Source organism: Eggerthella timonensis, from assembly GCF_900184265.1.
GTDB lineage: Bacteria > Actinomycetota > Coriobacteriia > Coriobacteriales > Eggerthellaceae > Eggerthella > Eggerthella timonensis.
Genome location: NZ_FXXA01000002.1, coordinates 3,277,967 through 3,300,071 on the forward strand (window position 1 = coordinate 3,277,967; position 22,105 = coordinate 3,300,071).

The following is a 22,105-nucleotide window of genomic DNA, read 5'->3' on the forward strand; positions in this document are numbered from 1 at the left end:
GTCTCTCGCGATAAACGCGCGAGGCTACTGGGCCTTCTCGACGATCTTGACGAGGCGCCAGCGCTTCATCTTCGACAGCGGACGCGTTTCCATGATCTGAACGGTGTCGCCGAGGCCGGCTTCGTTGTTCTCGTCATGGGCATGGAACTTCTTCGTCGTCGTCATCATCTTGCCGTACACCGGATGCGGCTTGCGCTCCTTGACTTGCACGACGCAGGTCTTGTCGTTGACGGCGCTCACGACGACGCCCTGACGAACCTTGCGGGAGTTACGATCTTCGCTCATGGGTACTCTACCTTCCTGACGAGCTAAGCGCTCAGCTCGCGGGCGCGCATCTCGGTCTGAATACGCGCGATGTCCTTTTTGACCTGCTTCACGCGGGCGGTGTTGTCAAGCTGGCTCGTGGCCATCTGGAAGCGCAGGTTGAAAAGCTCCGCGCGCGCTTCCTTGAGTTTCGCCTGCAAATCGTCGGCAGACAGCTCACGGATCTCTGCTGCTTTCATTTATTCCTGCCCTTCCGTTTCACGAGAAACAATCTTGCACTTGATGGGCAACTTGTTGATGGCGAGACGGAGCGCTTCCTTAGCGGTCTCCTGATCGACGCCGCCGATCTCGAACATGATGCGGCCGGGCTTGACGACCGCGACCCACGCCTCGGGGTTGCCCTTGCCGGAGCCCATGCGGGTCTCGGCAGGCTTCTGCGTGATGGGCTTGTCCGGGAAGATCGTGATCCACACTTTACCGCCACGCTTCATGTAGCGGGTCATGGCGATACGGGCTGCCTCAATCTGACGGTTGGTGATCCATGCGGCTTCGAGCGCCTGGATGCCATATTCGCCGTGGTTCAACCGGGTGCCGCCTTTGGCCTTGCCCTTCATGGAACCACGCTGCACCTTGCGGTGCTTAACGCGCTTAGGTACGAGCATTTACTTTGCCCTCCTATCGTTACGATCGTTGCGACGGGGACGGCTGGGGCGAGAGCTGCCCTCGAGCGCCGGCTGGGGCGCCTTCTGGCCGGGGAGCACTTCGCCGTGGTACACCCACACCTGCACGCCGATGGAGCCCATCGTCGTGGCGGCCGTGGCGAAACCGTAGTCGATCTTGGCGCGCAGCGTGTGCAGCGGCACGCGACCCTCGCGATACCACTCGCGACGGCTCATCTCGGCACCGCCGAGACGGCCGGAGCACTGGATGCGGATGCCCTTGGCGCCGCTCTTGCGGGCGGACTGGACCGCCTTGCGCATGGCGCGACGGAAGGCAACACGGCCCTCGAGCTGCTCGGCGACGGACTGCGCGATGAGCGCGGCGTCGAGCTCGGGACGCTTGACCTCGACGACCTCGATGGACACGGGGCCGTTGGCGACCTTCTCGAGCTTCTTGCGCAGCGAGTCGATCTCAGCGCCCTTCTTGCCGATCACGACGCCCGGGCGGGCGGTGGTCACGATGATCTTGATCTTGTCGCCAGCGCGCTCGATCTCGACCTTGGAGACGGCGGCACGGGCGAGCTGCTTGTCCAAAAACTTCCTGATGGCCAAGTCGTTTGCCAGGTTCTTGGCATAGTCTTTGTCGGCATACCAGCGGCTACGCCATTCCTCGGTGATGCCGAGGCGGAACCCGGTGGGGCTTACTTTCTGACCCATGCGGCTTATGCCTCCTCTCGCGGTGCAACGATGATGGTGATATGGCTCGTGCGCTTGCGGATGCGCGAAGCGGAGCCCTTGGCGCGCGGACGGATGCGCTTGAGCGTGGGGCCTTCGTCGGCGAAGGCCGTCTTCACGACGAGCGTTTCCGGACGCACGTGGTGCTGGTTCTCGGCGTTGGCGACAGCGGAGTTCAGCGTCTTGGCGACGACCTCGGCGATGGCGCGGTCGGAGAACTGCAGGATCTCGCGAGCGGCGGGCACGGACTTGCCACGAATCAGATCGATGACGATGCGCGCCTTGCGGGGCGAAACGCGGACGTAGCGTGCAATTGCTTTAGCTTCCATTGTTTTCACCCCTTCTTATCTCTTCTTGCCCTTGTCGGCGGAATGACCCTTGAACGTGCGGGTCGGGGCGAATTCGCCCAGCTTGTGGCCGACCATGGATTCCGTAACGTATACCGGCACGTGCTTGCGGCCATCGTGCACGGCGATGGTGTGACCCACCATTTCCGGGAAGATGGTGCTCGAGCGCGACCAGGTCTTCACGACGTTCTTCTCGCCCGCCGCATTCATCTTCTCGATACGATCAAGAAGTCGCGGTTCAACGAAAGGACCCTTCTTCAAACTTCTACTCACTATTACTCCTTAACGCTTTGCGCTACTTCTTGCGACGGCGGATGATCAAGCGGCTCGAAGCCTTCTTGGGATTGCGGGTGCGATGGCCCTTCGTGGGAACGCCCCACGGGGTGACCGGGTGACGACCAGCGGACTTGTTCTTGCCCTCGCCGCCGCCGTGCGGGTGGTCGACCGGGTTCATGACGGTACCGCGGACGCTCGGACGGATGCCCTTCCAACGGTTGCGACCGGCCTTGCCGATCTTGATGTTGGAATGCTCGGCGTTGCCGACCTCGCCCACCGTCGCGCGGCACGTGATAAGCACGCGGCGCATTTCGGAGGAAGGCATGCGCAGGATGGCGTAGTCGCCTTCCTTGCCCATGAGCTGGATGCTCGTGCCGGCGGAACGGGCGATAGCCGCGCCCTTGCCCGGCTGCAGCTCCACGGCGTGGATGAGCGTACCGACGGGGATGTTGGCCAACGGCAGGGCGTTGCCCGGCTTGATGTCGGCCTCGACGCCGCTCATGACGGTGTCGCCCACGCGGAGGCCCTTCGGATGAAGGATGTAGCGCTTCTCGCCGTCAACGTAGTGCAACAGGGCGATGCGGGCGCTGCGGTTCGGGTCGTACTCGATGGTCGCGACCTTCGCGGGGACGCCGTCCTTGTTGCGCTTGAAGTCGATGATGCGGTAACGGCGCTTGTTGCCACCGCCCTGGTGACGGGTGGTGATGCGGCCGTTGTTGTTGCGTCCTGCCTTGTTGGACAGCGGCGCAAGCAGCGACTTCTCCGGCGTCGACGTCGTGATCTCGGCAAAGTCCGAGACCGTTTGGAAGCGTCGGCCGGGGCTGGTCGGCTTGTACTGTTTGACTCCCATTGCTTTCCTTTCTGCGGATTCTCGCTCGCACGCCTCTCCGTACACCGAAAATCCTTCGTCTCTTCGTGGCTCCGATTGCCGCCGGTGTACCGCAGGGAGGCTGGGTACGTGCGACTCCGGTTGCCACGCGTCCGGGTGTATCCATCTAAGTCCAGACGCAACCGAGAATTATACGCAGAAAACGCCTTGTATTCAAGAAGCAATTTCTCGGACACAACCTGCGCACAAGTGCTCCACGCGTGCACGCCCCTGCGGGCCTCCCCCGCCGCCTGCGCCGCGAGCACGCGGCGCAGGCGGTTCAACCGCGGGTGCAACGTCGCATCCCCCTGCCAAATGCGCGCGTGCGGAGCCCAAGGTAGGGTACAATGTGGGCGATGCGCTTGGCGCATAGGGGAAGTCGCGAGAAAGCGTGGACGCGGACACTATGGCATGGAACGTCTCGGCGGAAATGATCGCCTTCATCATCGTGCTCATCATCTCGGTGTACTCGCGCAAAAGCCATGCGGTTCCCTCGCGCAAGAACCTGCTGTTCCGACTCTGCCTCGTCACCACGCTGGGCGCCATCGGGACGAACCTGGCCTCCACGCTCATGATCGCCTACGCGCCCGTGGAGCTGCTGCCCCTCACCTGGCTCGTGACGGCCGTCTACTTCGTGCTCACGCCGCTTCTGGGCACCGTGTACTTCTACTACGCCGTCGCCGTGGTCGGCGAGGCGCGTTCGGTGGGACGCTGGCAGATCGCCGTGAGCGCCATTCCCTGCGTGCTGTACTTCTTCTGCGTCGTCGCGAACTTCGCCACGGACTGCCTGTTCTGGTTCGACGACGCGGGCGGCTACCATCAAGGCCCGCTCATCCTGACCACGTACCTCGTGTTCTACTTCTACTGCATCGCGTGCTTCGCGCTCGTCGTGTTCACGCGCTCCCCCATCGACCCGGCCATCAAGCGCATCCTGGCGGTGTTCCCGCTCGTGGCCGTGGGCGTCATCGCGGTGCAGCAGATGTTCCCTTCCTACCTGCTGTCCGGATCGGCCGCGGCGTGCTCGCTGCTGATCATCTACCTGTACCTGCAGAACAAGCGCCTGTCGGTGGACCTGCTGACCGGCACGCCGAACCGCCAGGAGTTCCTGTCCATGGTGGCGCTCATGCACGACAAGCGGCGGCCGTTCACCACGCTGCTCGTGTCGCTGTCAAACTTCAAGTTCATCAACGACAAGTTCGGGCATGACAACGGCGACCGCTTCCTGCGCCAGTTCGCGCAGTTCCTCGAGACCCTCGGGCCCACCGTGCGCGTCTACCGCTACAGCGGCGACCAGTTCGCGCTGCTCTTGGACGACGAGGAGGCGCGCAACGACCCGAGCCACGATGCGACGGCGGTGCTCGACGCCCTGCGCAAGCGCCTGGAAGAACCCTGGACCATCGGCGGTTATTCCTACACGATGGCAGCCGCGATCGGCGTGGTGTCCTACCCCGACATCGCCCATGCTCCGGCCGACGTGGTGGCGGCCCTCGAGTACACCGCCGCAAAGGCGAAGCACCTCGAATCGGGGTCGTCGTGCATCTGCACGCCCGCCATCATGGACGCCATCAACCGGCGCAGCACCATCGCCGACATCGTGCGCCAGGCGGTGGCCGACAACAGCCTGACCGTGCACTACCAGCCCATCTGGTCCGAGAAAGCGGGCGCCTTCGTCACCGCCGAGGCGTTGTGCCGGCTGTACGACGACGAGCTGGGCCCCATCCCGCCCGACGAGTTCATTCCCATCGCAGAGGAGACCGGCATCATCCCCGAGCTCACCTACGAGGTGCTCGACCAGGCGTGCGCGTTCGTGCAAGCCTACCGCGCCGAGCATCCGGGCACCGGCTTTCGCGGCGTGTCGGTGAACTTCTCGACGGTGCAGTTCGTCCAGAACGACCTGGCGGAAAAGGTGCTCGCCATCGTGGAGCGCCACGGCATCCCGGCATCGTGCCTGCGCATCGAGATCACCGAGAGCGCCATCATCGCGAACCCCGAAGCCGTGCGCTCGTTCATGACCCGCATGAACGAAGAGGGCGTGCGCTTTTACCTCGACGACTTCGGCACGGGCTACTCGAACCTGTCCACGGTGCTGAACTTGCCGTTCGACGTGGTGAAGATCGACAAGAGCATCCTGTGGTCGGCCACCATCGGAAGCGACAACGCGGCGTTCTTGCCGTACCTCATCGCCTGCTTCTCGTCCATCGGCTCCGAGGCGCTGACGGAGGGCGTGGAGACCGAGGGGCAGCGCGCCTACCTCGGCCACTGCGGCTGCGACCTCATGCAGGGCTACCTGTTCTCCCGGCCGCTGCCGCCCGGCGATGCGGCGGCCACCATCGCGGCGAGCGAGCGCTCCTAGGGGGTCGCCTCGCAACGAGCAAAGAAGGGGGAACCGGCCGAAACCTTCCCCCTTCTCGCATTCGATCGAAGTCGCGTTCCCCCTCGTCCGCGTTCGAGGACGTGCGGCGCTTACTGCTGCGGCGCCGGCTCCTTCGCGTCCTCCACGGTGACCTCGGCGTGGTCGAGCAGCCACTGGTTCGCCTTCATGCGCTCGGCGGCCTCGCGCAGGGCGAACCCGCGCCCGTTCTCCTGCATCTCGCGCTTCACGGCGTCGGGGTTCTGCGGGTTCATCGAGCGGCAGGCCGCGTCGATGTCCTCGTCGGTGAGCGTGAGCTTCTCGTGGCGGAACAGCGCGTCGAGCGCATAGCCCTGCACGAGCATCTCGCGGGTCTGCATCATCATGAGCATGCCGAACTGCTGCTCGCCGCCCTGGCTCTGCACGAACTGCTCGAACGGGATGCCCTGCTGCTGCAGCTGGCCGCGCAGGTTGGACACGAGCGTCTTCTGCATGGCCTCGTACACCTCGTCCTGGATGCGCCCCTGGAAGCGCTTGGCCAGCTCGGAGGCCGCCACCTGCAGCTTGTACGCCTCGTACTGGGCGCGGCGGTCGGCCGTCAGGCGGTCGGTTATGCCGCCGCGCAGCGCGGCCGCGTCGCGGTACATGGGCAGGTTCTTCGCCACCCACTCGTCGTCGATGGCGGGGATGACCTTCTCCTGCATCTCCTTGACGGTGACGGTGCAGTCGATGGTGTCGCCCTTGTCGCCGGCGTTCAGGCCCGGCAGATCGAACGAGAACGACTTCGTCTCGCCCACGTTCATGCCGATGAGATGCTTCTCGAAGTCCTCGGGCATGAGGCCCATGCCGGTGAGGTACGTGCGCCCTTCGGTGGACAGGTTGTCCATCTTCTCGCCGTTCTGGGAGGCGTCGAGCGCCAGCAGGAAGCCGTCGCCCTTCTCCACCGGATGCGGCTCGCACGCGACGAACTCCGCGTAGCTCTCGGCGATCTGGGCGATCTGCGCCTCAACCTCGGCCTGCTCCACCTCGAAGGGCGGCACGGTGATGGACACGGGCTCGTACGACGTCAGCTCGTAGTCGGGCTTCGGCGCAACGCGCAGCTCGAACGAGAACGTCTGGCCGCGCTTGAGCGGGCCGTCGGCCTTCGGCTGGGCGGGAAAGGCCGGGGTGATGTTGCGCTTGTCGATGGCGAACGGCACGAGGTACTCGATGGCCTGCTGCTGTACGACGGCGTCGAGATCCTTGATGCCCAGCTGCTTCTCCACGGCCTGCTCCACGGACATGCCCGGCGTGGGCTGGATGCCCATCTGCTGGGCGAACCCGTATTGCGCCACCGTGAGGGCGTGGCTGACCTCGGCGGTGGACGCGACGGCCTCGAGCAGGATGCGGCCGTCGTCGAGCTTCTTTTCGGTTACCTTCATAAGGAGTCCCCTTCTGTTTTGATCGTCAAGCGCTCATTGTAGCGCATTACTCGTTCGACTTGAGGCTTTCCACCATGTCGATGCGGCGCAGCTTGCCGCGCATGGCCAGCATGACGAGCACGGTAAACAGCATGGTCAGCAAAAACGCCAGCAGGAAGCTGGTTGCGTGGATCTCGCGGCCGAACATGATCTGGTCCACTTCGGCCGTGACCACGACGAAGCCCTCCATCCACACGCCCAGCACGAGGCCGACCGCGCAGCCGATGGCCGCGAGCAGGAATATCTCGCGGAAGATGTAGGCGTTCATCTCGCGCGGCGTGAAGCCGAGCACCTTGAGCGTGGCGATCTCGCGCATGCGCTCGGTGATGTTGATGTTCGTGAGGTTGTACAGCACGATGAACGCGAGCGCCGCCGCGGCCGTGACGAGCACCACCACGATCATGTTCACGCTCGACATCATGTCGCGGTACGCATCGATGGTCTCGTCGTTGTACGCCACGGTCTTCACGCCGCCTGCGGCCAGCAGGTCGTTCGAGAGCTGCGTGCGCAGGTCGGGATCGGATGTGGTGACGGCCAGCACGGTGCGGTAGTCGGGCGCCTCGCCCATGAGCCGCTCGTAGAGCGCGGGGCCCATGTAGGCGTAGTGGTACACGTAGTTCTCGACGATGCCCGTGACCGTGGCCTCGTAGGATGCGCTCGTCGCGTTGCCGATGGCGTCCTGCTCGGTCAGCGTGACGGCATCGCCCACGCGCACGCCCAGCTCGCCCGCCATCTTCTCGGTGAGCACGAGGCCGTCGTCGGCAAGCTCCACCGGATGATGGCCGACGCGGGTGTCGAGGGCCACGAATTCGTCGAAGGACGACGGGTCCTCGGGCACGACCAGCTCCATGCGCTTGTCCTGCTCGTCCGGCCCGCTCGCCAGCATGTTCTGGCGCATGACCATCGTGTGCGCCGTGACGAGCTCGCCGTCGTCGAGCACCTCGTCGACGCGCCGCTGCTCGTCGTCGGACAGGTCGTCGGCCAATGTGACGGTGGCGTTGTACTTCGTGATCTCGCCGAACTGCTTGTCGATGATGTCGTTGATGGCGTTCGACAGCCCGAGGCCGGTGAGCAGCAGGGCCGTGCAGCCCGCGATGCCGATGACCGTCATGATGAAGCGCTTCTTGTAGCGGAACAGGTTGCGGAACGTCACCTTCCACGAGAACGAGAGGTGCCGCCACAGCGGCCCTACGCGCTCGAGCAGGATGCGCTTGCCGGCCTTCGGCGCGCGCGGCAGCATGAGCTGCGCCGGGCGCTCGCGCAGCGTGGCAGTGACGGCGGCCCAGGTGGCGAACAGCGTGACGCCGATGCCGAGGCCGGCCGCGAGCCCGGCGAACCAGGGGTCGATGGGCAGCGGCAACGGCAGCTCGGGCACGAAGTAGATGATGCCGTAGGCTTTCATGATGACGGCGGGCAGCACCTGCGACAGCACGAGGATGCCGAAGAGGCTGCCGGCGCCGCTGGCCACGGCCGCGTACGCGAGGTACTTCGACGCGATGCGCCCCCGACGGTAGCCGAGAGCTTTGAACGTGCCGATGAGCGCGCGCTCCTCTTCCACCATGCGCGTCATGGTGGTGAGGGCCACGAGGGCCGCCACGAGGAAGAAGATGAACGGGAACACCGCGGCGATGCTGTCCACGCGGTCGGCGTCCGCTTCGAAGCTGGCGGCACCGTAGTTCGCGGTGCGGTCCATGACGAGCCACTCGGGGCGCTCCAGGTCGTCGATCTGCTGTTGGGCGTCGTCGAGCTGGCGCTCGGCGTCGGCGAGCTGCTCGTCGGCGTCGGCCTTCTGCTCCTCGTATTCGGCGAGGCCGCGCTCGTAGTCGGCGCGGCCCTGCTCGAGCTGGGCGCGGCCGTCCTGCAGCTGCGCGGCGGCGCTGTCGAGCTGCTGCTGCGCGGCGGCGATCTGGGAGTCGGCCTGCGAGCGCGCGGCGGCCAGCTCGGCGCGCGCCTGCTCGAGCTGCTGGGCGCTCGCATCGAACTGCGCCTTGCCGGCGTCGTAGGTCGCCTGCTGCTGGTCGAGCTGGGCCTTGGCGGCGGCGAGGGCCTGCCGCCCTTCGTCGAGGGCAGGCTTGGCGGCGTCGAGCTCCGCTTTCTGGGCGTTGAGCCCGTCGAGCGTCTGCTGGGCCTCGGCGAGCCCGGCCTCGAGCTGCTGCCTCGTCGCTTCGGCGGTCTGCCGGGCGGTCTCGAGCTCGGCCAGCTGGGACTCGAGCGCGGCCTTCGTCTCCTCGAATGCCGGATCGGCCGGATCGAGCGCTTCGATCCGCTGTTGGATCTCGGCGATGCCGGCCGAGGCCCGTTCGGAGGCCGTCTGCGCCTGCGCGATGCCGTCCTGCAGCTGCTGGATTCCCTGCTGCGCCTGCGCGATGCCGGCCGCCAGCTTGTCCGAGCCGCTTTGCCATGCGGAAAGCTGCGCGGCGAACGCGTCGCTTTGCTCCTGCCACTGCGCCCAACCGTCTTGCAGCCGAGCGGCGCCGTCCTCGAGCGCGGGACGCTGCGCGTCGAGCTGGGCCTGGCCGTCGGCGATCTGCCGCTCGGCGTCGGCCAGCTGCGCTTCGGCGCTCGCGCGCTGGTTCGCCAGCTCGGCCGCGCCGCTGTCGTAGGCCGCCTGGCCGTCGGCCAGCTGCTGCTCGCTCTGGGCGATCACGGCGGCCGCGTCGTCGAGCTGGCGCTGCGCATCGTCGAGCTGGGACTGCGCGTCGGCCTTCTCGCGCTCGTAGTCGGCGCGCTTCTCGTCGAGCTCCTTTTGGGCGTCGGCCTTCAGCCCGTCGACGCGCGCCTGCTCGCGCTCGGGGGCGAGCGCCTCGATGCGCTCCATCACCTCGTCCACGCGCTGCTGGTACGCGTCGCTCGAGGCGCGCTCGCCCGCCGCGCCGCGCACGGCGAGGTACGCTTCGGTATAGGGAAGGTCGGCCGAGAAGTCGCTCTCGGGCACGTACATATACTGCTGGATGGAGCCCGATCCCAGCGTGGTCTCGCCCATGCTCGACGACGTGGCGTAGTACGGCGCGTTCACGAAACCCGTCACCGTGTAGGCGCGCGTGACGAGGGTGTCGTCCACATCCCGCGTGCCCTCGGTGATGGACACCGTGTCGCCGACGGCGATGCCGTCGTTCTCCACGAGGTTGGCCGACAGCACGCACTCCCCCGCCTTCTGCGGCCACGAGCCCCGCACGAGGATGGGCCGGTTCAGGTAGTCGGGATCGTCGGAGCGCGCATGCACGCCATCGGAGGTGTCGCTCGCGCTTGCGGCGCCCGGCAGCGAATGCACGCGCACCGCGTACTGTTCGGAGCCGATGGCGGCCATGACGTCGGTCTCGCGCGCGGGCATGACGGCCTCGACGCCTTCGACACGGCGCAGCGCCGCGATGTCGTCGTCGGTGAGGCCGAGGGTCGACAGCACGCGAATGTCCATGAGCGACGTGCCGTCGAAGTACTCGTCGGCCGCCAGCTTCATGTCGGGCGCGGTCATGCGCAGGCCGGCGTAGAAGCCCGTGCCCAGCGCGACGATGGCCGCGATGGCTAAAAAGCGCCCGAGCGAGTGGGTGATCGAACGCAGGGTCTCGGTGTTGAACGCGCTTCTCACTCTTGTGTCGCTACCACTCGATCGTCTCGGCCGACACGGGAGCCTCGTTCACTTCGACGCCGGCCACCCGGCCTTCTCGGATGTGGATCACCCGGTCGGCGATGGCGGTGAACGCCGAGTTGTGCGTGATGAGGACCACCGTCTTGCCCGTCTCGAAGCACGTGTCCTGCAACAGCTTCAAAATGGCCTTGCCCGTGTGGTAGTCGAGCGCGCCGGTGGGCTCGTCGCACAGCAGCAGCTTGGGGTTCTTGGCGAGCGCGCGGGCGATGGCCACGCGCTGCTGCTCGCCGCCGGAGAGCTGCGCCGGGAAGTTGTCGAGGCGGTGCCCCAGCCCCACCTGCTTGAGCACGGTGGCCGCGTCGAGCGGATCCTTGCAGATCTGGCTGGCCAGCTCCACGTTCTCGAGCGCCGTAAGGTTCTGCACGAGGTTGTAGAATTGGAAGACGAACCCGATGTCGTAGCGTCGGTAGTACGTGAGCTCCTTCTCGGAGAAGGCGCTGATCTCGCGGTTGTCGAGCATGATGGTGCCCGACGAGCAGGCGTCCATGCCGCCCAGCATGTTGAGCAGCGTCGTCTTGCCCGCGCCCGACGGACCCACGACCACGACGAGCTCGCCGCGCTCGATGTCGAAGGTCATGCCGTCGACGGCGGCGACCTCCACCTCGCCCATGCGGTACACTTTGCGCACGTCGCGAAACTCCACGAACGCCATGTCTTCCTTCTTCCATCTGCTCGAATACGGCTCTCCCCACCATACACGAAGCGACCTCCCAGCGCCAGCAACAACACGCCGCCGTCATGAACGGACGGCCCTTGCGCGCCGGCCTTCGGAGCGCATCGGCGAGGATTCTGGCAAGTTCGGATCGATATGCGAGGATATTTTCCGACCCCGAGCCACCTCTCCCGAACGAGCTGATTGGTTTCCCCAGCTCATCGCCGTGTGGCTACTCGCTATCCTCCGTTGAAGATAGCCAAAACGACGCGAACTTGCCAAAACACCACGCGACCAGGCAGAGCTCCCGCGGGCAAGCGCCGAAGCCTCCCCTGTCGGCGACGGCAGTAGAACAGCGGGCGGGCGCGGGGTTGGATCCTTCGACTCCGCGTTGCGCGCTCCGCTCAAGATGACGACAGCGGTCCGGCCTGGGCTCCGAACGCAAAAGCGCCCCCGCATTGCAGGGGCGCTTGGGTGCACGATGTGCGGGTCGCTTAGGAAGCGAAGAGCTCGATGGTATCGCCCTCTTTGAGGGTGACCATGGCCTTCTTCCAGGTGCGGGTCTTACCGAGCTGGTAGCGCACGCGCTTCGGCTTCGGCTTCACGTTGAGCGTGTTGACTTTGACCACCGTCACGTTGAAGATGGCTTCGATGGCCTGACGGATCTCGACCTTGTTGGCGTCCTTGGCCACCTCGAAGGTGAAGGTGTTCTTCTCCATCTGATCGTAGCTATGCTCCGTGATGACGGGGCGGATGATGATCTCGCGGGGGTCCTTCATTATGCAAGCACCTCCTCGATGCGCTTCAGGGCGTCGGCCGTGAACACGAGCGCCTTGTTGTCGATCAGCTCGTAGGTGTTCGCCTCGGCCACGGGCAGGATGTTCACCTGGGGCAAGTTGCGGAACGACAGGTAGGCGTTCACGTCGTCGTCGGCGATGACGACAGTCGTGCGGCGCTCGAGGCCGAGGGCCTTGAGCACGGCCGCAGCCGCCTTCGTCGAGGGCTTCTCGAAGTTGAACGTGTCGACAACGAACAGCTCGCCGTCGGCCAGCTTCGCGGACAGCGCGGAGCGCATGGCCAGCTTGACCTCTTTGTTGTTCACGCGGAACGCGTAGGAACGCGGATGCGGACCGAACACGGTGCCGCCGCCGGCCCACTGAGGGGCGCGGATGGTGCCCTGGCGGGCACGGCCGGTGCCCTTCTGGCGCCACGGCTTCTTGCCGCCGCCGCGCACCTGGCCGCGCGTCTTCGTGTCATGCGTGCCCTGGCGCCAGGACGCGCGCTGGGCGCGCACCACCTGGTGCATGACGGGCATGTTCGGCTCGATGCCGAACACGGAAGCGGTGAGGTCGGCGGTGCCGGCCTTCTTCCCGCTCGCGTCTTTGATCTCGATAGTCGTCATGATATACAAGCTCCTTATAGGTTACTTCAACTACGCCATGCGGACGCGAACGACAGCGTTCTTGCCGCCAGGAATGGCGCCCTTGACGAGGATGAGGTTCTGCTCCTCGTCGATGCGGACGACTTCCAGGTTCTTCACGGTCACGGTGTCGACGCCCATGTGGCCCGGGAGCTTGAGCCCCTTGAACACGCGAGACGGCGTGGCGCACTGGCCGACCGAACCGGGAGCGCGGTGGAAGTGCGCACCGTGGCCGCCCGGGCCGCCGCGGAAGCCGTAGCGCTTCATGACGCCGGCGAAGCCCTTACCCTTGGACGTGCCGGTCACGTCGACCTTCTTCGTCTCGGCGAACGCGGCGACCGTCTGCTCGTCGCCCACGTTGTACTCGCCGGCGTTCTCGACGCGCACCTCGCGCAGGTAGCGCGTGGGAGCCGTGCCCTGCTTGGCGAAGTGACCCGCCATGGGCTTGTTGACCTTCTTCTCCTTGATGGCGCCGAAGCCCAGCTGCACGGCCTCGTAGCCGTCGCTGTCCTTCGTCTTGACCTGGCAGATCTTGTTCGGCTCGGCCTGGATCACCGTCACGGGGATGACGCGGTCGTCCTCGCTGAAGATCTGGGTCATGCCGATTTTCTTACCATAGATGGCGTTGATCATATCGCACATCCCCCTTTACAGCTTGATCTCGATGTCGACGCCGGCAGGGAGATCGAGGCGCATCAGGGAATCGACCGTGTTCGGGGTCGGCTCCAGGATGTCGATGAGACGCTTGTGCGTGCGCATCTCGAACTGCTCGCGCGAATCCTTGTCGACGTGCGGGCCCTTGACGACGCAGTACAGGTTGCGCTCCGTCGGCAGCGGAATGGGACCGGACACTTTGGCACCCGTCTTCTGCGCGGTATCGACGATGAGCTTCGTGGACTGGTCCACGATCTCATGATCGTACCCCTTCAAGCGGATGCGAATCTTTTGATTAGCCACTTACTTTACCTCCGTTATGCTCGCGCGCACGCCCTAGGCGTTGCCGCCGGCCTTGCTGATAATTTCCTCTGCCACGTTCTTCGGCACTGCCTCGTACGAATCGAACTGCATCGTGTACGAAGCGCGACCCTGCGTCGTGGAGCGCAGGTCGGTGGCGTAGCCGAACATCTCGGACAGCGGAACCTTCGCCTTGATGGTCTTGGCGTTGCCGCGGTCGCCCATGCCCTGGATCTGGCCACGACGGCTGGACAGGTTGCCCATGACGTCGCCCATGTACTCCTCGGGCGTCTCGACCTCAACGGCCATCATCGGCTCGAGAATGACCGGAGCGGCCTTCTTGAGCGCAGCCTTGACCGCCATGGAACCGGCGACCTTGAACGCCGCCTCGGAGGAGTCGACGTCGTGGTAGGAACCGTCGACGAGCTCGACCTTGATGTCCACAACCGGGTAGCCCGCGAGCACGCCCGAGTTGATGGCTTCCTGGATGCCCTTGTCGATCGGGGTGATGTACTCCTTGGGGATCACGCCGCCCACGATCTTGTTCTCGAACTCGTAGCCCTTGCCGGCTTCCTGCGGAAGCAGGTTGATGACCGCGTGACCGTACTGGCCGCGACCGCCGGACTGGCGCACGAACTTGCCCTCGACGTTGTCGGCTTCCTTCGTGGCCGTCTCGCGGTACGCAACCTGCGGCTTGCCCACGTTCGCCTCGACCTTGAACTCGCGCAGCAGGCGGTCGACGATGATCTCGAGGTGCAGCTCGCCCATGCCGGCGATGATGGTCTGGCCGGTCTCCTGGTTGGTGGACACGCGGAACGTCGGGTCCTCCTCGGCGAGCTTCTGCAGCGCGATGCCCATCTTGTCCTGCTCGGCCTTCGTCTTCGGCTCGACGGCGATGTCGATAACCGGCTCGGCGAATTCCATGGACTCGAGGATGATCGGATGATCGGCGTCGCACAGCGTGTCGCCGGTCGAGGTGTCCTTGAGGCCCACGACGGCGACGATGTCGCCCGCGGCGCAGCCGTCGATGTCGACGCGCTGGTTCGAGTGCATCTGCAGCAGACGACCGATGCGCTCCTTCTTGTCCTTCGACGCGTTCTTCACGTAGGAGCCCGAGTCGAGCTGGCCCGAGTACACGCGGAGGTAGGTAAGCTTGCCCACGAACGGGTCCGTCATGATCTTGAAGGCCAAAGCCGAGAACGGCGCCTTCACGTCGGAGGGACGCTCGTCTTCCTCGCCCGTGTCCGGGTTCGTACCCTTGATGGCCGGCACGTCGATCGGGGACGGCATGTAGTCGACCACGGCGTCGAGCAGCTCCTGCACGCCCTTGTTCTTGTAGGACGAGCCCACGAACACGGGGTGGATCTGGCAGGAGATGGTGCCCTTGCGGATGGCGGCCTTCAGCTCGTCGACCGTCACCTCTTCCTCCATGAGGACCTTCTCCATGAGGTTGTCGTCGCAGTCGGCGGCAGCCTCGACCAGCTCCTGGTGGCGCAGCTCGGCCTCCTCGGCGAACTCGGCGGGGATGGCATCCATCGGCTCGGGGTAGGTCATGCCCTTGTCGTCGGCCTTGAAGTCCCACGCGGTCATGGTGACGAGGTCGATGACGCCCCAGAAGTTGTCCTCGGCGCCCATGGGCATCTGCGCGGCGACGGCCGGCGCGCCCAGGCGATCCTTCATGGTGTCGATGGCGTGGAAGAAGTCGGCGCCCACGCGGTCGTACTTGTTGATGTAGGCGATGCGGGGCACGCCGTAGCGGCTGGCCTGGCGCCACACCGTCTCGGACTGCGGCTGCACGCCGGCCACGGCGTCGAACACCGCGACGGCGCCGTCGAGCACGCGCAGGGAGCGCTCGACCTCGGCCGTGAAGTCCACGTGGCCCGGGGTGTCGATGATCTGGAAACGGTACTCTTTGCCGTCGTCAGCACCACCGGGGTACTTCCAGAAGCACGTCGTAGCGGCGGCGGTGATGGTCACGCCGCGCTCCTGCTCCTGCACCATCCAGTCCATCGTCGCGGCGCCGTCGTGCACCTCGCCGATCTTATGGGTCTTGCCCGTGTAGTAGAGGATGCGCTCGGTCGTCGTCGTCTTGCCCGCGTCGATGTGGGCCATGATGCCGATGTTGCGCGTATCCTTCAGTTCCAGTTTAGCCATGCGTCGAATCCTCCTTTAGAAGCGGTAGTGCGAGAACGCACGGTTCGACTCGGCCATCTTGTACAGGTCCTCGCGCTTCTTCACCGACGCGCCGGTGTTCTCGGCGGCGTCCATGATCTCGGCGGCGAGGCGCTCCTTCATCGTATGCTCCTTGCGCTTGCGCGAGAAGTCGACGATCCAGCGGATGGCAAGCGTGGTGGCGCGACGGGAGTTGACCTCCATCGGCACCTGGTAGGTGGCGCCGCCGACACGCTTCGGCTTGACTTCGAGCGTGGGACGGACGTTGTCCATGGCCTTCTTGAACACGGACAGCGGATCGCCGCCGGTCTTCTCCTCGACGATGGCGAAGGCGCCGTAGACGATGTTCTCGGCGGTGGCCTTCTTGCCGTCAAGCAGGATCTTGTTGATCAGCTGCGTGACGAGACGGTTGTTGTACTGGGCGTCCGGCTGAACTTCTCGACGGACTGCTGCTGCACGACGCGGCATGTGTTCTCCTTCTAGGTCCTGCGCGCTTCGGAACGGCTTTCTCCCCGTTCATTAGGCCGCCCGCCTTATCCCCCTTTGGGCTTCGGCGGTTAGGTGCGGCCCGCGCGTCTTAGCGGGTGTTACTTCGGGCGCTTGGCACCGTAGCGGCTGCGAGCCTGCTTGCGGTTGTCCACGGCGGCGCAGTCGAGCGCGGCGCGGATGACCTTGTAGCGCACACCGGGGAGGTCCTTCACGCGGCCGCCGCGCAAGAGCACCATGGAGTGCTCCTGGAGGTTGTGGCCGACGCCCGGGATGTAGGCGGTCACTTCCATGCCGTTGACGAGGCGCACGCGGCAGACCTTGCGAAGGGCCGAGTTCGGCTTCTTCGGCGTGGTCGTGAACACGCGGGTGCACACGCCGCGCTTCTGCGGGTTGCCCTTGAGGGCAGGCGTCTTGCTCTTGTCGACCGCCTGCTTGCGGCCCTTGCGGACCAACTGGTTAATGGTAGGCAAAGCTTCTCTCCTTTTACCTCTTGCTTGTCCGAGCGCCTAGTACCGCTAGACGCCCGCTTGAACACCGTTTCCAAGTGCGTTCAGCTGGTACGCACACGAAAACACTCGCCTCCTGAGAGACGCGAAGGTGAACTCTACCATCGCCCATCAGGGTTGTCAAACGCCACGCACCCGGGAGTATCTATACCTCTTGACATCCGTTTTCGCAGGTGAATCGCAGTTGCGCGGCGAATCGTCGACGAAAAGTTCACCGTTTCTCAAAAAACTTCGAGAGCTGGTCGACATCGTTTTCCCGTAGCGTCTTGAGCAGCGCGGTCGCGTCCGACGGCTCGAGGCGCAAGGCGGGCGCATGGCGAACAAGAACGCCCTTCGGCAAGCGCCCGACGAGCAATGCCCGCCCCCGGCGCCCCGCCCTCGCTTCCGACGAGGGCTCGGATGGCACGTTTTCACCGGATTCGGATGTTTCGGGTCGGACCAAGGATCAAGGGGCGAGGAACGCGCGCGGCGTAACTCGCCCCCCCTTGCGCTTCTCGTGCCCCCTACTCCGCGGCCTCGGCGACGAGGGCCTCGACGAGGCGGGCGGTGCCTTCGAGATCGGCGACGGCGATGTGCTCGTCGGCGGAGTGGAAGCTGGCCATGCCCACGCCCAAGGTGATGGGGCGCACGCCGCACGCGACCAGGACGTTCGCGTCGGAGCCGCCGCCGGAGCGATGGAACCGCGGCTCGAGGCCCGCCGCACGGGCGGCGCGGGCGATGGCCTGCACGAGCTCGTCGCCCTCGTCGAACAGCACGGCGTCGTAGCTCTTCTCCCACTCGATGCCCACCGTTCCGCCGAAGCGCGCCGCCGCGGCCTCGAGCGCCTCGGTCATGGCGGCCTTCTGCGCCTCGGCTCGTTCGACGTACAGCGAGCGGCACTCCCCCGCCAGCGTGCAGGCGTCCGGCACGACGTTCGTGGCGCCGCCGCCCTCGATGAACCCGACGTTCGCCGTGGTGGCCTCGTCGAGGCGGCCGAGCGGCATGGCCGCGACGGCCGCTGCGGCCATCGCGATGGCGGAGACGCCTTCCTCGGGGCACACGCCCGCGTGCGCGGCGCGACCCGAGAACGTCGCGCTGAGCGACCAGTGGCACGGGGCGCCCGTGATGATGGTGCCGGGCGCACCGTCGGCGTCGAGCACGTAGCAGGGCGCGCCTGCGGGCAGCATGGACGCGTCCAGCGCGCTCGAGCCCAGCAGGTGCTGCTCCTCGCAGGTGGTGAACAGCACGGTGATGTCGGGGCGCGGAGCGCCGGTCTCGAGGACGGAGCGCAGCGCTTCGAGGATGGCGGCCACGCCCGCTTTGTCGTCGGCGGACAGGATGGTGTCGCCCGCCGAGCGCACGATGCCGTCGACGACGACGGGCTCGATGCCCGCGCACGGCTGCACGGTGTCCAGATGCGCCGAGAACACCACGTGTCCTGCCCGCGTGCCCGGAAGATGCGCGACGAGGTTGCCGGTGTCGGAGCCCACCCGGGCAGCCGAGTCGTCGAAGCGCACTTCGAAGCCGAGATCGCGCAGCTCGTCGGCGCAACGGGCGGCCATCGCGGCCTCGTGGAACGACGGGCTCTCGATGCGGACGAGCTCGCAGAACAGGTCGAGCAGACGATTCGCTTGCATGGATGTCACTTCCTTCAGCCGCCAAGCGGAAACGCTTGGCAACGACGATGCGTTCGGTTACCGAAAGACATTATAATCAGGAACGGCACTATACTCGCGAGAACCCCGGCAACGGGGCCACGCGATCCGTACCGCGAAATCGAGGGAGGTTCCGAGTGCAGGACATCATCAAATCCTGTCGAAGCTATCGCCGTTTCGACGAAGGCGACCGCATCGATCGCAAGCTGCTCACCGCATGGGTGGACGCCGCGCGCCTGGTGGCGTCGAGCGGCAACGCGCAGCCGCTGCGCTACGCCGTCGTCAGCGACGAGCGCGCCTGCGAGCGCGTGTTCTCGTGCTGCGCATGGGCGAAGGCCCTGCCCGACTGGCCGGGACCCGAGCCGGGCGAGCGGCCGAGCGCCTACATCGTGGTGTGCCGCGACAACGATCGCACGCTGGCCGACACCTTCACCGCATGGGACGAGGGCATCGCCGCGCAAACCATCATGCTGCAGGCCACCGAGGCAGGCTTCGGCGGCTGCATCGTCGCATCGTTCAAGAAGCGCAGCTTGTCCGAGGCACTCGGAATCGACTCGGAGCGCTTCCAGCCCGACCTCGTGCTGGCGCTGGGCCGCCCCGTCGAAGAGGTGCGCATCGTCGACCTGCCGGCAGGCGGCGCCACCGAGTACTGGCGCGACGAGGCCGGCGTGCACTACGTGCCGAAGCGCTCGCTGGCGAGCGTGCTGCTGTAGCCCTCTCGCGTAGGGCCCGCAGCGCTTCGGCGGCGAGCGCGGGCCCTACGCCTCCAGGCATTCGAGCTCGATGCGGCGCTGCGCATCAAGACGGCGGTTGCGGAAGTACACGAGCCAGTTGACGCCGATGCACGCGATGTTGAGTAGGTACACCGCCAGCACCCAGTTCACCGAGCCGGACACGAACTTCGCCGCGATGCCGGCCACGTAGCCCGCCGTGATGAGCGCGATGAACTGCCAGCTCGAGCCGGCCGCGGTTCCCGCTTTGAAATTCTTGTACGCGTTGAGCGGCCACGATAACCCGAAACACACGAGCATCGCCGCTTCCAGGAGCTCTGCCACGAGCCCATCATCTCCTTCGCCGCGCCGGATCGTCCTTCGACCGTCGGCCTCGCCTTCATGCAACAGGCTCCACCCTACGCGCTCGCGCCCGTGTTGTCCAATATGAATTCATGATTAAATGATATGATGAACCTTATGAATTGAGTGCATGGACGGCGGATGGGAGGATCGCGGTGGAACTGCAGCAGCTCAGGTACTTCGACGAAGTGGCCCGCACCCAGCACGTGACGAACAGCGCGAAGAAGCTCAACGTGGCCCAGCCCGCGCTGACCCAGTCCATCCGCCGGCTCGAAAGAGAGCTGGGCGTGCCGCTGTTCGAGCGCGTCGGGCGCAACGTGCGGCTGACCGCCTGCGGAGAAGCGCTCGAGAAGCGCATCGCGCCGCTGCTGGCCGCGCTCGACGAGCTGCCCGAGGAGCTGGCGGTGGTGGCCGGTCGCGAGCGGGCCGCCGTGCACCTCGCCATCGAATCGGCTTCGGGCATGGCGGTGGACGCCATCGCGGCGTACCGCGCCTCCCACCCCGACGCGCGCTTCGTGGTGGCGCAGGAGACCGCCGCACGGCGCTGGGACGTACGGCTGCGCACGGTGCGCTCGGATGCGACGACCGCAGGCGCGCGCCGCTTCACCGAGCGCATCGGCATCGCCGTGCCCTCCGAGCGCGCCGCGAGCGGCCCGATCGCGCTGGCCGACTTGGAAGACGAGCCCTTCATCTGCCTGGCGGGCAGCCGCACGTTCCGCGCCGTATGCGACGAGGCGTGCGCGCATGCGGGGTTCGCGCCGCGCGTGGCGTTCGAGAGCGACAGCCCTGCCGTGGTGAAGAACATGATCGGGCTGGGGCTGGGCGTGGGGTTCTGGCCCGAACGCAGCTGGGGCGGCCTCGAGGACGGCAGCGCCTCGCTCGCGGCCATCGTCGACGCCCCCTTCGCCCGCACCATCGAGATCGCGCCGGCGCAGGGCCCCCTCAACGAGGAAGCCGCGGCATTCCACGGCTTCCTCGTCTCGTATTTCGAAAAGCGCTGGCGCGAACCGTCGCCCTTACGCGCCTAGGATGCGCGCCGCCACCTGCTTCTTGCGGCTCAGAATGCCGGGCATCCACGTGCCGCCCTCGCCCGTGCATTCGATGCCGAACACGCGGTTGACGATGCGGCGGTTGCCCTCGCACATGAACTGGCTGCCCTCGGCCACGATGTCGGTGACGAGCAGCAGCACGAACTCGTAGTTGTGGTCGTCGCGCAAGCGGCGCATGTGCTCGCGGATCTCGTCCTCGCGCTTCATGACGGCGGGCAGGTCCACCGTCTCGTGCTGCGCGATGAGCACGGTGGCATCGCCGATCTGGAACTCCTTGGCGTCGGCGCCGACGAGCTTGTCCACGGGCATGTCGTCCTCGCCGCCGCGGCACTTGAACACGGCCAGGCCGAATTCGGTGGGATCGACGCCCGCGATGTCCGCGAGATAGGCCACCTGCTCGCGGTCGACGGGTGTGGTGGTGGGCGACTTGAGGATGACGGTGTCGGTCATGACGGCCGACAGCAGCACGCGCGCGATGGCCGGGGGTATCTCCACGCCGTGGCGGCGGAACTCCATCGTGACGATGGTTGCCGTGGAGCCCACGGGCAGGTTGAGGAACTGGATGGGGTTGGCCGTCATCACGTCGGCGATGCGGTGGTGATCGACGATCTCCACCACGTCGGCCTCCTCGATGCCGTTCGCCGCCTGGCGCGTCTCGTTGTGGTCGACGAGCACCACCTTGCGCTTCGGGCGGACGGCCACGTCGGAGCGCGTGACGATGCCGATGGCGAACCCGTCGTCGTTCAGCACGACGGCCTCGCGCAGCTCGCTGGACATGAGATCCTCGATAGCCTCCTTGAGCAGGCCCTCTTTGTCGAGGATGAGCACGTCGGTCTCGGTGATGTCGTCCACTTTCTGACCGAGCGACGCGATGAGGTCGCCGGCGACGGCCATCTCGTTCGTGCCGCCTTCTTCGAGGGCGTCGGTGGCCGCGATGTAGCGCTCGGCGATCATGCGCGTGGTGATGAGGCCGCGGTAGGTGCCGTCGTCGTTCGTCACCACGAGGGCGCGCACGTTGTGCTGGCGCAGCAGCCGACCGGCCTCGAGCAGCGTTGCGCCGTGGTCGATGGAGATGGGGTTCGGCGTCATCACGTCGCCGACGCGTGCGTGCACGTGGCCCACGATCTCGGGAGCGGGGATGCCGTTCTCCTCGAGGACCCAGGCGCTCTCCGGAGGCAGCGGGCCCAAGCGGGCGGGTACGTACACCTGCGACGGCTCCCCTTCGCCCGCCGCGCGCCTGGCCAGCTCGTTCTTCAAATAAGCGTAGCCCACCGCTGCGGAGATTGAATCGTTGTCCGGGTTCTTGTGGCCCACGACGATGATCGGTGCCGCCATGTTCTGTACTCCTTACCTGAGAGCGCGGCGCATGCGCCTTGGCCCTGTTCGCGTTGCTTGACTTGAGGATGCCCCGTCGCCGCATGGATCGAGCATGCGCGCGCATGCGCGGCGCCGAGAGCCCCAGTATAGCGGTACCGGCAAAACGGGCGGCCCCCGATCAGCCGTTTCGAGGGCAATTGTCACGAAAGAGCCAAAAAGCACGCGCGCGAGACG

At 66.0% G+C, this 22,105-nt stretch carries 23 protein-coding genes; 3 read left to right on the forward strand and 20 right to left on the reverse strand.

The annotated features are described in order from the left end of the window. Positions 1 to 24 precede the first annotated feature (24 nt). The 7 genes from rpsQ to rplB are packed head-to-tail and all read right to left on the reverse strand — an operon-like array spanning position 25 to position 3,131. Positions 25 to 285 carry a 30S ribosomal protein S17 gene (rpsQ, locus tag C1A15_RS13950; protein WP_101723126.1) on the reverse strand — a complete coding sequence of 87 codons (261 nt, stop codon included), beginning with the start codon at positions 283 to 285 and terminating at the stop codon, positions 25 to 27. A 23-nt stretch (positions 286 to 308) separates the two neighbouring features. Further along, a complete protein-coding gene (gene rpmC / locus C1A15_RS13955) occupies positions 309 to 503 on the reverse strand; it encodes a 50S ribosomal protein L29 (RefSeq protein ID WP_009306348.1) in 195 nt (64 codons plus the stop codon). Next, complete coding sequence (gene rplP / locus C1A15_RS13960) at positions 504 to 926, reverse strand: 50S ribosomal protein L16 (protein WP_101723127.1); 423 nt, start codon at positions 924 to 926, stop codon at positions 504 to 506. Continuing rightward, positions 927 to 1,640: a 30S ribosomal protein S3 gene (gene rpsC, locus C1A15_RS13965; protein ID WP_101723128.1), complete on the reverse strand. Its 714-nt coding sequence runs from the start codon at positions 1,638 to 1,640 to the stop codon at positions 927 to 929. 5 nt (positions 1,641 to 1,645) lie between these two features. Then, positions 1,646 to 1,987 carry a 50S ribosomal protein L22 gene (gene rplV / locus C1A15_RS13970; protein ID WP_101723129.1) on the reverse strand — a complete coding sequence of 114 codons (342 nt, stop codon included), beginning with the start codon at positions 1,985 to 1,987 and terminating at the stop codon, positions 1,646 to 1,648. A 15-nt stretch (positions 1,988 to 2,002) separates the two neighbouring features. Continuing rightward, positions 2,003 to 2,278, reverse strand: coding sequence for a 30S ribosomal protein S19 (rpsS, locus tag C1A15_RS13975; RefSeq protein ID WP_009306352.1), 276 nt, complete (start codon positions 2,276 to 2,278; stop codon positions 2,003 to 2,005). A 22-nt stretch (positions 2,279 to 2,300) separates the two neighbouring features. Next, the gene (gene rplB, locus C1A15_RS13980) at positions 2,301 to 3,131 is read right to left on the reverse strand and encodes a 50S ribosomal protein L2 (protein WP_009306353.1); all 831 of its coding nucleotides are present in this window, start codon (positions 3,129 to 3,131) and stop codon (positions 2,301 to 2,303) included. 424 nt (positions 3,132 to 3,555) lie between these two features. Here rplB and C1A15_RS13985 point away from each other — a divergent pair, with 424 nt between their 5' ends. After that, positions 3,556 to 5,502 (forward strand): putative bifunctional diguanylate cyclase/phosphodiesterase, encoded by a 1,947-nt coding sequence (locus C1A15_RS13985; RefSeq protein WP_101723130.1) that lies wholly within the window; start codon positions 3,556 to 3,558, stop codon positions 5,500 to 5,502. A 110-nt stretch (positions 5,503 to 5,612) separates the two neighbouring features. Here the strand turns inward: C1A15_RS13985 and C1A15_RS13990 are convergent, their stop codons facing one another. From C1A15_RS13990 to C1A15_RS14040, 11 genes are all read right to left on the reverse strand, one after another. Next, positions 5,613 to 6,920 carry a trigger factor gene (locus C1A15_RS13990; RefSeq protein WP_101723131.1) on the reverse strand — a complete coding sequence of 436 codons (1,308 nt, stop codon included), beginning with the start codon at positions 6,918 to 6,920 and terminating at the stop codon, positions 5,613 to 5,615. Between the two features lie 46 nt (positions 6,921 to 6,966). Next, positions 6,967 to 10,545, reverse strand: a complete 3,579-nt coding sequence (locus C1A15_RS13995; protein WP_101723132.1) for an FtsX-like permease family protein — start codon at positions 10,543 to 10,545, stop codon at positions 6,967 to 6,969. Between the two features lie 10 nt (positions 10,546 to 10,555). Further along, positions 10,556 to 11,257 carry an ABC transporter ATP-binding protein gene (locus tag C1A15_RS14000; protein WP_101723133.1) on the reverse strand — a complete coding sequence of 234 codons (702 nt, stop codon included), beginning with the start codon at positions 11,255 to 11,257 and terminating at the stop codon, positions 10,556 to 10,558. 494 nt (positions 11,258 to 11,751) lie between these two features. Beyond that, entirely contained in the window at positions 11,752 to 12,036 is a 285-nt protein-coding gene (gene rplW, locus C1A15_RS14005; protein ID WP_101723134.1) for a 50S ribosomal protein L23, read from the reverse strand. Then, complete coding sequence (gene rplD, locus C1A15_RS14010; RefSeq protein WP_101723135.1) at positions 12,036 to 12,659, reverse strand: 50S ribosomal protein L4; 624 nt, start codon at positions 12,657 to 12,659, stop codon at positions 12,036 to 12,038. Before rplD ends, rplW begins: the two co-directional genes overlap by 1 nt. Before the next feature lie 30 nt (positions 12,660 to 12,689). After that, on the reverse strand, positions 12,690 to 13,310 hold the full coding sequence (gene rplC, locus C1A15_RS14015) for a 50S ribosomal protein L3 (RefSeq protein WP_101723136.1): 621 nt from the start codon (positions 13,308 to 13,310) through the stop codon (positions 12,690 to 12,692). 15 nt (positions 13,311 to 13,325) lie between these two features. Next, positions 13,326 to 13,634: a 30S ribosomal protein S10 gene (rpsJ, locus tag C1A15_RS14020; RefSeq protein WP_009304899.1), complete on the reverse strand. Its 309-nt coding sequence runs from the start codon at positions 13,632 to 13,634 to the stop codon at positions 13,326 to 13,328. 33 nt (positions 13,635 to 13,667) lie between these two features. After that, positions 13,668 to 15,785 carry an elongation factor G gene (gene fusA, locus C1A15_RS14025; protein WP_101723137.1) on the reverse strand — a complete coding sequence of 706 codons (2,118 nt, stop codon included), beginning with the start codon at positions 15,783 to 15,785 and terminating at the stop codon, positions 13,668 to 13,670. 15 nt (positions 15,786 to 15,800) lie between these two features. Then, entirely contained in the window at positions 15,801 to 16,271 is a 471-nt protein-coding gene (gene rpsG / locus C1A15_RS14030) for a 30S ribosomal protein S7 (RefSeq protein WP_035586130.1), read from the reverse strand. Positions 16,272 to 16,390: 119 nt separating this feature from the next. Next, complete coding sequence (gene rpsL, locus C1A15_RS14035) at positions 16,391 to 16,762, reverse strand: 30S ribosomal protein S12 (RefSeq protein WP_035586133.1); 372 nt, start codon at positions 16,760 to 16,762, stop codon at positions 16,391 to 16,393. A gap of 539 nt (positions 16,763 to 17,301) precedes the next feature. Continuing rightward, positions 17,302 to 18,414: a M20/M25/M40 family metallo-hydrolase gene (locus tag C1A15_RS14040; RefSeq protein WP_101723138.1), complete on the reverse strand. Its 1,113-nt coding sequence runs from the start codon at positions 18,412 to 18,414 to the stop codon at positions 17,302 to 17,304. 155 nt (positions 18,415 to 18,569) lie between these two features. On the opposite strand from C1A15_RS14040, the gene C1A15_RS14045 reads away from it, so the two are divergent. Beyond that, positions 18,570 to 19,145 carry a nitroreductase family protein gene (locus tag C1A15_RS14045; RefSeq protein ID WP_101723139.1) on the forward strand — a complete coding sequence of 192 codons (576 nt, stop codon included), beginning with the start codon at positions 18,570 to 18,572 and terminating at the stop codon, positions 19,143 to 19,145. Between the two features lie 45 nt (positions 19,146 to 19,190). Here C1A15_RS14045 and C1A15_RS14050 read toward each other — a convergent pair whose 3' ends face one another. After that, on the reverse strand, positions 19,191 to 19,487 hold the full coding sequence (locus tag C1A15_RS14050) for a hypothetical protein (protein WP_101723140.1): 297 nt from the start codon (positions 19,485 to 19,487) through the stop codon (positions 19,191 to 19,193). Between the two features lie 173 nt (positions 19,488 to 19,660). On the opposite strand from C1A15_RS14050, the gene C1A15_RS14055 reads away from it, so the two are divergent. Next, positions 19,661 to 20,533 (forward strand): LysR family transcriptional regulator, encoded by an 873-nt coding sequence (locus tag C1A15_RS14055; protein ID WP_101723141.1) that lies wholly within the window; start codon positions 19,661 to 19,663, stop codon positions 20,531 to 20,533. On the opposite strand, the gene C1A15_RS14060 is transcribed toward C1A15_RS14055, so the two are convergent. Continuing rightward, positions 20,522 to 21,889 (reverse strand): putative manganese-dependent inorganic diphosphatase, encoded by a 1,368-nt coding sequence (locus C1A15_RS14060; RefSeq protein WP_101723142.1) that lies wholly within the window; start codon positions 21,887 to 21,889, stop codon positions 20,522 to 20,524. The genes C1A15_RS14055 and C1A15_RS14060 overlap by 12 nt on opposite strands. Positions 21,890 to 22,105: the final 216 nt, after the last annotated feature.

Coding starts and splice junctions, on each gene's coding strand:
- rpsQ (WP_101723126.1), bottom strand. CDS start 285: ATGAGCGAAGATCGTAACTCCCGCAAGGTTCGTCAGGGCGTCGTCGTG.
- rpmC (WP_009306348.1), bottom strand. CDS start 503: ATGAAAGCAGCAGAGATCCGTGAGCTGTCTGCCGACGATTTGCAGGCG.
- rplP (WP_101723127.1), bottom strand. CDS start 926: ATGCTCGTACCTAAGCGCGTTAAGCACCGCAAGGTGCAGCGTGGTTCC.
- rpsC (WP_101723128.1), bottom strand. CDS start 1,640: ATGGGTCAGAAAGTAAGCCCCACCGGGTTCCGCCTCGGCATCACCGAG.
- rplV (WP_101723129.1), bottom strand. CDS start 1,987: ATGGAAGCTAAAGCAATTGCACGCTACGTCCGCGTTTCGCCCCGCAAG.
- rplB (WP_009306353.1), bottom strand. CDS start 3,131: ATGGGAGTCAAACAGTACAAGCCGACCAGCCCCGGCCGACGCTTCCAA.
- C1A15_RS13985 (WP_101723130.1), top strand. CDS start 3,556: ATGGCATGGAACGTCTCGGCGGAAATGATCGCCTTCATCATCGTGCTC.
- C1A15_RS13990 (WP_101723131.1), bottom strand. CDS start 6,920: ATGAAGGTAACCGAAAAGAAGCTCGACGACGGCCGCATCCTGCTCGAG.
- C1A15_RS14000 (WP_101723133.1), bottom strand. CDS start 11,257: ATGGCGTTCGTGGAGTTTCGCGACGTGCGCAAAGTGTACCGCATGGGC.
- rplW (WP_101723134.1), bottom strand. CDS start 12,036: ATGAAGGACCCCCGCGAGATCATCATCCGCCCCGTCATCACGGAGCAT.
- rplD (WP_101723135.1), bottom strand. CDS start 12,659: ATGACGACTATCGAGATCAAAGACGCGAGCGGGAAGAAGGCCGGCACC.
- rplC (WP_101723136.1), bottom strand. CDS start 13,310: ATGATCAACGCCATCTATGGTAAGAAAATCGGCATGACCCAGATCTTC.
- fusA (WP_101723137.1), bottom strand. CDS start 15,785: ATGGCTAAACTGGAACTGAAGGATACGCGCAACATCGGCATCATGGCC.
- rpsG (WP_035586130.1), bottom strand. CDS start 16,271: ATGCCGCGTCGTGCAGCAGCAGTCCGTCGAGAAGTTCAGCCGGACGCC.
- C1A15_RS14040 (WP_101723138.1), bottom strand. CDS start 18,414: ATGCAAGCGAATCGTCTGCTCGACCTGTTCTGCGAGCTCGTCCGCATC.
- C1A15_RS14060 (WP_101723142.1), bottom strand. CDS start 21,889: ATGGCGGCACCGATCATCGTCGTGGGCCACAAGAACCCGGACAACGAT.